The sequence below is a fragment of the Desulfovibrio desulfuricans genome (genome assembly GCF_004801255.1).
Lineage (GTDB): Bacteria > Desulfobacterota > Desulfovibrionia > Desulfovibrionales > Desulfovibrionaceae > Desulfovibrio > Desulfovibrio desulfuricans_C.
Genome location: NZ_CP036295.1, coordinates 479668 through 490000 on the forward strand (window position 1 = coordinate 479668; position 10333 = coordinate 490000).

11 protein-coding genes and 1 pseudogene (1 of these 12 cut by a window edge) are annotated in these 10333 nt (G+C 60.7%); 9 read left to right on the forward strand and 3 right to left on the reverse strand.

Features of this window, described 5'->3' with window-relative positions; all coding sequences use genetic code 11:
• The first annotated feature begins 162 nt into the window (after positions 1-162).
• Positions 163-1302, forward strand: a complete 1140-nt coding sequence (gene tgt, locus DDIC_RS01900; RefSeq protein ID WP_136398887.1) for a tRNA guanosine(34) transglycosylase Tgt — start codon at positions 163-165, stop codon at positions 1300-1302.
• Positions 1303-1372: 70 nt separating this feature from the next.
• Here tgt and DDIC_RS01905 read toward each other — a convergent pair whose 3' ends face one another.
• Together DDIC_RS01905 and DDIC_RS01910 are read right to left on the reverse strand one after the other, a co-directional pair.
• Positions 1373-1651: a DUF5665 domain-containing protein gene (locus DDIC_RS01905; RefSeq protein WP_136398888.1), complete on the reverse strand. Its 279-nt coding sequence runs from the start codon at positions 1649-1651 to the stop codon at positions 1373-1375.
• 122 nt (positions 1652-1773) lie between these two features.
• A complete protein-coding gene (locus DDIC_RS01910) occupies positions 1774-2292 on the reverse strand; it encodes a VUT family protein (protein ID WP_136398889.1) in 519 nt (172 codons plus the stop codon).
• A gap of 389 nt (positions 2293-2681) precedes the next feature.
• Between DDIC_RS01910 and era the strand changes: the two genes are divergently transcribed.
• The 7 genes and pseudogenes from era to fliQ all read left to right on the forward strand — a co-directional run bounded on the left by era (position 2682) and on the right by fliQ (position 7391).
• Entirely contained in the window at positions 2682-3605 is a 924-nt protein-coding gene (gene era, locus DDIC_RS01915) for a GTPase Era (RefSeq protein ID WP_136398890.1), read from the forward strand.
• Positions 3606-3607: 2 nt separating this feature from the next.
• Complete coding sequence (locus tag DDIC_RS01920) at positions 3608-4336, forward strand: YggS family pyridoxal phosphate-dependent enzyme (protein WP_136398891.1); 729 nt, start codon at positions 3608-3610, stop codon at positions 4334-4336.
• Positions 4337-4410: 74 nt separating this feature from the next.
• A complete protein-coding gene (locus tag DDIC_RS01925) occupies positions 4411-5067 on the forward strand; it encodes a flagellar basal body-associated FliL family protein (RefSeq protein WP_136398892.1) in 657 nt (218 codons plus the stop codon).
• Positions 5068-5222: 155 nt separating this feature from the next.
• Positions 5223-5843, forward strand: a complete 621-nt coding sequence (gene fliN, locus DDIC_RS01930; RefSeq protein WP_136398893.1) for a flagellar motor switch protein FliN — start codon at positions 5223-5225, stop codon at positions 5841-5843.
• Positions 5836-6309, forward strand: a complete 474-nt coding sequence (gene fliO, locus DDIC_RS01935; protein WP_247647517.1) for a flagellar biosynthetic protein FliO — start codon at positions 5836-5838, stop codon at positions 6307-6309. Before fliN ends, fliO begins: the two co-directional genes overlap by 8 nt.
• A 52-nt stretch (positions 6310-6361) precedes the next feature.
• Positions 6362-7038 (forward strand): annotated as a pseudogene (gene fliP, locus DDIC_RS01940) (flagellar type III secretion system pore protein FliP).
• A gap of 83 nt (positions 7039-7121) precedes the next feature.
• Positions 7122-7391 carry a flagellar biosynthesis protein FliQ gene (fliQ, locus tag DDIC_RS01945; RefSeq protein ID WP_136398894.1) on the forward strand — a complete coding sequence of 90 codons (270 nt, stop codon included), beginning with the start codon at positions 7122-7124 and terminating at the stop codon, positions 7389-7391.
• A gap of 469 nt (positions 7392-7860) precedes the next feature.
• Here fliQ and DDIC_RS01950 read toward each other — a convergent pair whose 3' ends face one another.
• Complete coding sequence (locus tag DDIC_RS01950) at positions 7861-8670, reverse strand: TrmH family RNA methyltransferase (RefSeq protein ID WP_136398895.1); 810 nt, start codon at positions 8668-8670, stop codon at positions 7861-7863.
• Positions 8671-8938: 268 nt separating this feature from the next.
• Between DDIC_RS01950 and DDIC_RS01955 the strand changes: the two genes are divergently transcribed.
• A protein-coding gene (locus DDIC_RS01955) for a lytic transglycosylase domain-containing protein (protein WP_247647518.1) crosses the window boundary here: on the forward strand, positions 8939-10333 show its 5' portion. It continues 327 nt past the right edge of the window; 1395 of the gene's 1722 nt are visible here — the first part of the coding sequence; it begins with the start codon at positions 8939-8941; its stop codon lies off the right edge, out of view.

A 10333-nucleotide genomic window follows, 5' to 3' on the forward strand; every position in this document is an offset into this window, starting at 1 on the left:
CGGCGCAACGGCCCCGGCCCCTGCGCACAACACCCTACGATGAAAGGCCGCAACTTTAGCAACATTGCCCAAAAGGCACAACAATTTGCCGCAGGCAGGCCTTGCCCGGCCATTTGCGGCCCCCTCTTGCGCAGGGCGGCGCTTGCAGATAGTGTGCGCGGCATGTCGCAAACCGTATTTACCATCGAACATACCGACGGAGCCGCCCGCGCGGGCGTGCTGCGAACGGCTCATGGCGCTATCCCCACGCCTATTTTTATGCCCGTGGGAACCGTGGGCTCGGTCAAGGCGCTTGCGCCGGACGATCTGGCCGCCATTGGCGCGCCCATCATCCTGGGCAATACCTATCACCTTTACCTGCGCCCCGGCGACGAGCTGGTGCACCGGCGCGGGGGGCTGCACAAGTTTGCCTCCTGGCCCGGCTCCATCCTTACGGACAGCGGCGGCTTTCAGGTATTCAGCCTGAGCTCGCTGCGCAAAATCCGCGAGGAGGGGGTGGAGTTTCGCTCGCATCTCGACGGTTCAAAACATCTGTTCACGCCAGAAAAGGTGCTGGAAATACAGCGTAATCTTGATTCGGACATCATGATGGTGCTGGACGAATGCGTGCCCTTTGGCGCGGATTACGACTATACGGAAAAATCCCTGGCGCTCACCACGCGCTGGGCACGGCGCGCCATTGAAGCCTACCCGCCAGGCTCAGCGCACAATCTGCTGTTTGGCATCACGCAGGGCGGTTTTTACAAAGACTTGCGCGAGCGCTCGGTCAGCGAACTGTGCGGGATGGATTTTGACGGTTTTGCCATTGGCGGCCTCTCTGTGGGCGAGCCAAAAGACAAGATGTACGACCTGCTGTACCACACGGCCCCGCTGCTGCCCGGCGCAAAGCCGCGTTACCTCATGGGCGTGGGCACGCCGCTGGATATTGTTACGGGCATCCATGCAGGCGTCGACATGTTCGACTGCGTGCTGCCCACCCGCAATGCCCGCAACGGCACGCTGTACACGTCGCTTGGCAAGATCAACATCAAGCGTCGCGAGTTTGCGGAGGACGACGGCCCTCTGGACCCCAACTGCCGCTGCTACGCCTGCCGCAACTTTTCGCGGGCCTATCTGCGGCATCTGTACGCCAGCCAGGAGCTGCTGTCGTTCCGGCTCAACTCGCTGCACAACCTGACCTATTATCTCGATCTGGCGCGCAACGCCCGTCAGGCCATTGTGGAAGGCCGTTTTACGGATTTTTTGGCAAAAATTACGGCCCTGTATCCGGACGAAGCCGCGCGCGCGGCTGCTGGCGCATAACTGCCGCCGATTTCGACCTGAAGCGGGGAGGGGACATGGTTTCTCCTTCCCGCTTTTTTATTGGGGTGGGCTATCCGCCCTTGGCAATGCTCATGACCTGCTGCAACAGCTCGGTAAGATAGGGAATATTCATGCTGATGATGCGGGCGAGAATTTTGTAGACCACAGCCAGCACTAGGGTTGCGCCAATGCTGAACCCAAGCCCTCTGGCAATGCCGGAGAGGAAGTTAAGCCACAGAATCTTGCCGGTTTTTTGCGACAGCTTCACGTATTCGGCCAGGCCCGCATTGTCCAGGCGCTGGAGCAAAAGCTCCGCCTGCGCCTGTTTTTCTTCGTACTGGGTGTCCATGCACTCTCCCTTGCGTTGAAGGACGGCTGTGAGCCTATACGCAACACGCCCAAAAAACAAAAACCCCGCGATGACGCCATCGCGGGGTTTTGCATGCGGGGCAAGGCCCGTTGCTCATACGCTCAGGCCTGCAAATGTTCAGGTGCGTATCCGCGCTGCTCGCGGCGGCGCACCAGCCAGAAAACCAGCAGCGACCCCGCCAGCTTGCTCAGGCTCATGGTTGCAACCGACCACGGCGTGGCAATGCCGATCATGCCCAAAAAGACGATGCTGTCGAGCGGCGCGCCCACAATGCTCGATATGAGGATGCGCTGCGAAAAGGGGCGGCGCGTGAAGGTGTATACCGTCCAGTCGCCCAGCTCGCCCACGGCAAAGGCGGCGGCGCTGGCAAGCGCCAGCTGCGGGCTGGCCATAAACCAGCTGACCACGCAGCCCGCCAGCATGCCCCAGAGCACATGATGCCCCACGCGGCGCTGCGCAAAGTCGCGCACCACAAAAATGAAGCCCACGATGAGCGAAAGGGGCGCCCACATTTCGCCATTGGGCAGGGGTATGAGGGGGGTAACCGTAAAGGCAAAGTTAACGCCAACAATAAGTGCAATGTAGGTAAATAGGCTGAGCATGGGCGCGAGACTAAGCATTGGCGCGGCTATAGTCAAGTTGGCGTATCCGGGGCAGCCGTATTTTTGCCGTAAAAATACATAATATGGTGCGCCGGTTGCGCGCGGCGGGCAGCCGCGCATGCGGCGCGCGCGCGTTGCATGGCGGGGCTGCGTCTTGACCCCGGAGCGTGGATGTGGGACAGAAGGCCAGTTATAGTATGTTTATAGAGTAAGGTTTACTCTGATTGTGCCGGGCAAGTGCGCGAACCCCCATGCCCTCCCGAACGCGGAAGCGCAATTTTCTTTATGATGTTAGCCCGTTTAGGGCGGCTTTTGGCGTGTTTGCGCGCACGCGCCCAGCAAATTACCAAGTAGTATTCCGTCGCTGAGCGACGGTAGAGGCTGGATGCTTCCAGCCGGGAGAAAGAATGTCGGACCAGAACTTTCGTTGCGGTTGGGTGGCGCTCATGGGGCCGCCCAATGCGGGCAAATCCACCCTGCTCAACGCCCTGCTCGGCCAAAAGGTCACCATTGTCACGCCCAAGCCGCAGACAACGCGCAACCAGATTGTGGGCATCCTTACGGACGAAAAAGCCCAGGTTGTCTTTATGGATACGCCTGGTCTCGCCCAGGTGCGCGGCAGGTTGAGCAAAACCATGCTCCAGGCCGTGTGGCAAAGCCTTGCCCAGGCCGAAGTCATCATGCCTGTGCTCGATGCGCACCTGTACATCCGTCATCCGGAATTTCTGGAGCGCGACCTCGCGCCTCTGGCCAAGGCTCTGTCCAGCGACGAGCGGCCCATGATCGTGGTGGTCAACAAGGTGGATCTGTTTTCTGACAAAAGCCGCATGCTGCCGCTGCTGACCCGTCTGAGCGAAATGTGGCCCCATGCGGAAATTTTTCCCACCTCGGCGCTGAACAAGGACGGCCTGCCGGATCTGGCGCGCCTTATCCGCTCCAAGCTGCCCGTTGCGCCCGCGCAGTTCCCCGAAGACCAGATTTCAACCGCGCCTATGCGTTTTATGACTGCAGAAATCGTGCGCGAAAAGCTGTTTTTGCACCTGCGTCAGGAAGTGCCGTACTCCGTGGCTGTTGACGTGGAAAGCTGGGAGGAGGACGAAGAGCGCGGCCAGACGGTCATCCATGCCGTCATCTACGTGGGGCGGCCCATGCACAAGGCCATGGTTATTGGCCGCGCGGGCGCGTCCATCAAGCAGATAGGCATTGAGGCCCGCATGGAAATTCAGGACCTGGTGGGCGGCAAGGTACACCTTGAGCTGTGGGTCAAGGTGCGCGAACACTGGACTGAAGACGCGGCCTTTTTGCGCGAGATGGGCCTGATGGCGGAGTAGTCATGGGCGATACACTGCTGCAAGAGCGTTACGCGCGCGTGCTCGACCGTCTGGATGCGGCCTGCGCAGCCGCCGGGCGGTCACGCCAGGGCGTGAAGCTCATTGCCGTGTCAAAGCTGCATCCGGCGGAATCCCTGGCCGTAGTGGCCGCCGCCGGGCAGATTGATTTTGGCGAAAATTATGTTCAGGAAGCGCTGCAAAAACGGCAGTACCTTGCTGCAAACCCGGACACCGCACGCCAGTGCGCAGGCATCCGCTGGCATATGATCGGGCATGTGCAAAGCCGCAAGGCCCCGCTGGTGGCGGGGGCTTTCAGCCTTGTGCATACTCTTGATTCGCGCAAGCTTGCCGACGCCATGGAGCGGCGGCTGGTCGAGGGCGGTTTGCGTCAGCCTGTGCTCTTTGAGGTAAATGTTGGGGGCGAATCGCAAAAATCTGGTGTGATGCCTGCAGATTTGCCGCAATTGGCCGATTATGTACTTGAGCATTGTCCGCATCTCGACGTGCAGGGTCTTATGTGCCTGCCCCCGGTGTTTGACGCGGGCGATGCAGCGCGGCCTCATTTTGCCCTGTTGCGGGAGCTGCGCGACGCGTTGCGCACCCGCCTGGGGTTGCCGTTGCCCGAGCTTTCCATGGGCATGAGCGGCGATTTTGAAGGCGCTGTGGCCGAAGGGGCCACCATGGTGCGCATAGGCACGGATATTTTTGGGCCGCGTCCTGCCAAGATGTAATGATTTGGCACAAAGCCTGCTATAAAGGCTTGAGCGGTTCGCGTTTTTGACCCCACAATATCGGTGGAGTGCATATGGCGGCCAAAGAAAAAGAAGCAAAGGCCCTGCCTGAAGGGCAGGCGGAAAATCCCAAAAAGCCATCCAGGATCAAGCGCATCGTCATTATTTTGGCGATCCTGCTCATTACCCTGACCGGTGCTGGCAGCGGCGCTTACTGGTGGTTTTTTATCCGCACGCCCTCTGTGGCAAACTCTGCGGCGCAGGACAGCGCTGCGGGCGATGCCGCAGGCAAGGGGGCGGCGGGGCAGCCCGGTGCTGCGGGCGCTGGCAATGCTGGCGGCGGCTCGGGCCACGGCGGCGCGGCTGGAGCTGGCAATGCTGGCGGCGCGGGTGATGCGCGCATTGAACGGCAAAGCGATTTGCCGCGCAACGGCGGGCAGGTGCTGCCCTTGCCTGCCATTACTGTAAATATTTCCGACCCCTCCGGGCGGCGCTACCTCAAGCTGGGCATGGAGGTCGAGGTCAACTCCGATGTTTCCGCCGCATTGCAGGCCAACAGCGCCAAAATACGCGACGCCATCATCATGCTGCTGGCGGGCAAGACATACGGCGACATTTCGTCGCCTGACGGCAAGGTGCTGCTGAAGGCGGAGGTGGCCTCCCGGCTCAACCAGATTTTGGGAGCGCAAAGGATCATACGCGTATATTTTACCGACTTTGTTGTTGAGTGACCGGCGCAAACCGGTGCGGGGCCTCGATGCCCGGCCCTGCCTGCCGCCATTTCAATAGGCAGTTTTGACGGCTGCGCCCCGTTGGGGCACGGCCTTTCCGCAACGCAGGCGGGATGTTCCCGCCGCGCGTAACGGAAGAGAGAACGAGGTGACCTATGTCGCAGGAAGACCAGGAAGCTTTGGCAGCCCAGTGGGCCGCACAGCTGGAAGATGAGGCCAATGCCGCCGATCCCGCCGCAGCCGTACCCGCAGCCGGTGCCGCGCCTGCGCCCGCAAGTGCTGCCGCGCCCGCAAGTGCTGCCGCGCCCGCAGGTGCTGCCGCGCCCGCTGGCGGCGCTGTGGACGAGGCTGCTCTGGCCGCGCAGTGGGCCGAGTCTCTGGCGCAGGATGAAGAGGATAAGGGCCCTGCTTCGTTTGGCAGCGCCGGCGCTGCCGCCGGGCTTGGCGGTCATGCGGTGGACGCGCATTTTCAGGATATGACTGAAATGGCCCGTCAGCCCAAGGACAACAAGCTCAAGCGCGAGCTGGATTTTATTCTGGATATTCCGCTGGACGTCTCCGCGGAGCTTGGCCGCACGCGGCTGCTCATCAACGAGCTGCTGCAGCTGGGTCAGGGCTCTGTGGTAGAGCTTAACAAGCTGGCTGGCGAACCCCTCGAGGTGTACGTCAACGGCAAGCTGGTGGCGCGTGGCGAGGCCGTGGTCATCAACGAAAAATTTGGCGTGCGCCTGACGGATATCATCAGCCCCATCGAAAGGGTGAAGCAGCTTGGCTAGCCTGCCTGTACTGCTGGCCGCTGCCGAGGGCGGGCTTTCGGGCAGCGCCGTGCGCGGCGCTGTGGGCTCTGCGGCGCAGGACGCCGCCACAGCCATGGCCGAGCCAGCCTCTACGCTTGGGCAGTCGTCGCTGTCGTGGGGCAGCTATATTCAGGCCGTGGGCATACTGTTTTTGCTGGTGGCCTTGCTGTGGCTGGCGGTGTGGCTGGCGCGGCGTTTCGGCAAGTTCAATTTTTTGCCGCGTCCGGGGTCGCTGCCCCGCGACGCTCTGGTCATGGAGGCCCAGTTGCCGCTTGGGCCGCGAAAAGGCTTGATGGTGGTACGCTTCTTGAATAGAAGGTTGTTGCTGGGTGTTACAGACCAGCAGATTACCCTATTGACCGAGGAGCAGGCACAGCATGAGCCAGAGAACGCCGATTTCAAGCAGATCATGGACGAAGCCAGTCGCGGCGCTGGCGGCAGCTAGCCTTATTTCACTTTTTGCGCCGGTCGTGGCCCATGCGGCTCAGGATCTGGCCATGCCCACCATGCAGCTCACCCTGGCCGGGGGCGCGCAATCGCCCGAAAAGGTCTCGGTGCTGCTGGAAATTCTCTTTCTGCTCACCGTACTTTCGGTGGCTCCGGCCATCATGCTCACGGTCACCAGCTTTACCCGCATCATCATCGTATTCAGCTTTCTGCGGCAGGCCATGGGCGTGCAGCAGCTGCCGCCCACGCAGATTCTTGCCAGCCTTGCCATTTTTATGACGGTGGTCATCATGTACCCCGTGGGCAAGCAGATCAACGACACCGCCCTGCAACCCTATCTTGCGGAGCAGATCGACTACAAGGTGGCGCTCGACCGGGCGCAGGCCCCATTGCGCACCTTCATGTTCAAGCACACTCGTGAGAAAGACCTTTCGGTCTTTTATTCCATCAGCAAGATCGAGGCCCCCCGCACCAAGGAAGAAGTGCCCACCATGCTGCTGGCCGCCGCCTACGTCATCAGCGAGCTCAAAACCGCCTTTACCATCGGCTTTCTCATCTACATTCCATTTCTGGTGCTGGACATGGTTATTTCAAGTGTGCTGCTGGCCATGGGCATGATGATGCTGCCGCCCATGATGGTGTCCATGCCCTTTAAGCTGCTGCTTTTTGTCATGGTGGACGGCTGGAACCTGCTGGTGGGCTCGCGGTGAACAGCTTTTTGCTCTGACCGCAGTTGCGCGTTCAGCATTGGCCCGCTTTTTGCCTACAGACAAGCAAGATACTTACACCGTCATTTTTCAGGAGTTGCCCATGTCCCCAGATTTCGTCATCGGTTTTGGACGTCAGGCCATTGAACTTTGTTTGATGATGGCGTTGCCCATGCTGGGCGTGGGGCTGGCCGTAGGCGTGGTGGTAAGCGTCATTCAGGCTGCAACGCAGATTCAGGAGATGACCCTTACCTTTATACCCAAGGTCGTGTGCATGTTTCTGGCCCTGCTGCTGGCTCTGCCCTGGCTCATGGAACGTATGATCACCTTCACGCGCGACGTTTTCATCAATATCCCCATGTACATCAGGTAGATGGCCTAAAGAGGCGGGGTCATTGCCCCCGTCATGCTAAATATCCCTGCGGATGCGGGCGTTGCGGTTTTGCCGCCAGGCGCTGTTTGCACCCAGAAGATGCCGACCCGCCCCAGCCATGTTGCGCAATTGCGCACTGGCAGGGGCGGGTTTTTTGTCGTGGGGAGCGGGGCTGCCTTGCGTCAGTGTTGGCGACTGGTATTGCAGTTTTTGGGTTTACGCTGATTGAATTGATTGGTGTTGGTACTGTATGGAAACTGCAAATATGAAAATGGTAGTGGTGCTCTGACTGTATAAACTATTTCTAACAAAAATCTAGAAAAAATTTAGGCTGTTTTTGTCTGCAATAAAAAAGGAAGCGTGGGTACGCTTCCTTTTTTATTGCGTCAAGGGCTTGTCTCGTTACTGCAAAAAGAGCCAATTATGTTGGCGTGCTTTTTGCTTGAGGGAATTATGAACAGTTTTTGCCTTATGATGCAGAATTTTTTGCCCGATGCGCTGCGGCAAGGCCCAGCAACACAGCACCTGCCTGGGCCACGTTGAGCGAGTCAAAAGAGCGCGCCAGCGGGATGCGCAGCATGTGGGCGCAGCGCTTGGCAACGCCGGGTCGCAGGCCTTTGTCCTCATTGCCCAGTACCAGCACGGCAGGCAACTGCATGGGTTCTGTAAAGGCATCGAGGCTTGATGGGCCGTCGCCTCCCGCGCCGTAGATGAACAGCCCGGCTTCTTCGGCGCTGTCAAGGGCATGACCCAGATTGGTCACCCTGGACACGGGCAGTTTTTCCAGAGCGCCAGCGGCGGCTCTGCGGGCGGCGGGGCCGAGATAGGCGCTGTTGTGCTGGGGCAGGATGATGCCTGCGCCGCCCAACGCGTAAAGGGTACGGCAGATTGTGCCCACGTTGCCGGGGTCCTGCACCTGATCAAGGGCCACGATGACGGGCAGGGGAGCGTCGGCAACTGCGGCAAAGAGGTCTGCAAGCTCGCAAAAGCCGGTGGCGGCAAGGCGGGCCACAACACCCTGATGGGCGACGCCGTCACGACCCTGACGCCCCTGGCCGGGTTGCCCGCCCGGGCGGCACAGGCGGTCGAGGGCGACCTGGTCCACCAGCGAAAAGCGCACATTGTGCTGGCGGCAGAGGTTCAGCACCTCCTGCGCGTCGGCCCCGCGCAGGCCTTTTTTGCAAAAGACGCAGTCTATGCGCTGGGGCTCGCTGGCAAGCAGCTCCAGCACGGGCTTGAGACCCGGCAGCAGCGGGGCTTGTTCGGTTTCGTTGTGCATATGGCCTCCCGGCTGTGTGCGTTGGCCGTTGGGCGGCCATTATTGAATGGAGCAGGGGGCGCGGGCAAAAGCCCGCACCAAAAGGTATTTATGTGATATTTGCGCGGTTGCGCATGTGGGTCGCTGGCAACCCTGCGCGCATGGCCGCGCACGGATAAAGCCGTTGATGGCCCATGGCGGCTGTGTACGCATCTTCCCGGCAGATGGCAAGCCGGGGTGGCAAAAGGGGAGGGAACATATGGTTGCATCATGCTGGAACAGATCGGCAATGGCAAGATTGTGCATTCTCGCTGTTGTCTGTTGTCTGCTGCTTGCCGGGGGGTGCGCCTCGCGGCAGGGGGGTGATGGCGGACAGGGCCTCTCCATGTCTGTGCCCGAGCAGGACACCTCGCCGCCGCTGACAGCCAGTGAAACCGCCGCGCTCAATACCACCGGCCAGGTGGACAAAAATATCCCCGACAGCGCCATGCCCGACGTAACGCGCCAGTATAAATACTTTTTGCGCAAGGGGCGTCCTGCCATGAGCGCTTCGTCCAAACGGGCCGAGCAGTTTTTGGCCTATGCCAAACGGGTGTTCCGCTCGCGCGGCATGCCTGAGGATCTGGCCTATCTTGCCATTGTGGAAAGCGGCTACCGCTCCGAGGTGCGGTCGCCCGCCGGGGCAGCGGGGGCCTGGCAGTTCATGCCCTATACCGGGCAGAAATACGGCCTCAACCAGGACTGGTGGACGGACGAGCGCCTTGATCCGTTTAAATCAACAGAAGCTGCGGCCGATTATCTGCAAAAACTCTACGGCGACTTTGGCGACTGGCCCACGGCCATTGCGGCCTACAACGCAGGCGAGGGCAAGCTGGGGCGGGCCAAACAGGGCACAGGCGGGCGCGATTTTTTTGAAATCAAGTCGCGCAACCACATGCTGGACGACAAGGCCCAGCTGCGTGACGAGACAAAGCAGTACGTGCCGCGTTACCTGGCCGTTACCAAGATCATGCGCAACCTGTCCCAATTGGGGTTTGACCCCATCCATCCAGACAGCGCGCCCGGCGTGGTGCGGTTGACGGCAAAGCCAGGGACGGATCTGGCTGGCATGGCCCGCGCCTGCCGTATGGACTGGGAGACCTTTGCCGCCTTCAACCGGCAGCACAAACGCCCCATCACCGATACCGGGCGGCCCACCTATCTATATGTACCCGCAAGCCGGGAGCACGATGCCCGGGCCTATCTTGCCTCGCCCCAGTGCGCGACCTATGCCGGGTGGGGCCCGTGTTCCGTGGCGTCGAGCGCGGACTCGTGGGAAAAAATCAGTCGACGCAGCGGCGTGCCTGTGGGGACGCTGCGAGCGGTCAATCCGGGCAATCCGACTTTGAAGGCGGGCGAAACCGTGCTGGTTCCGCGTTCGGTAAACATGTCGGCCCAGGCGGTGGCGGCGCTGGATGCAAAGCCCGCCAAAGGGGCTGACAAGGCGGACAAGTCCGGCAAGGCAGGCAAAACGGGCAAAGTCGCGGCAGAGCGAGAACCACAGGCGGTCGAGCCGCATGTGCCCGGAGCGCGGGTTGTGGCCGCAAACGACGGGCCGAGGCATACCCTGCGCGCCGACGAGACGCTCTCGTCCGTTGCGAAAAAATACGGGGTCAGCGTTCAGGATCTGCAGCAGCAAAACGGC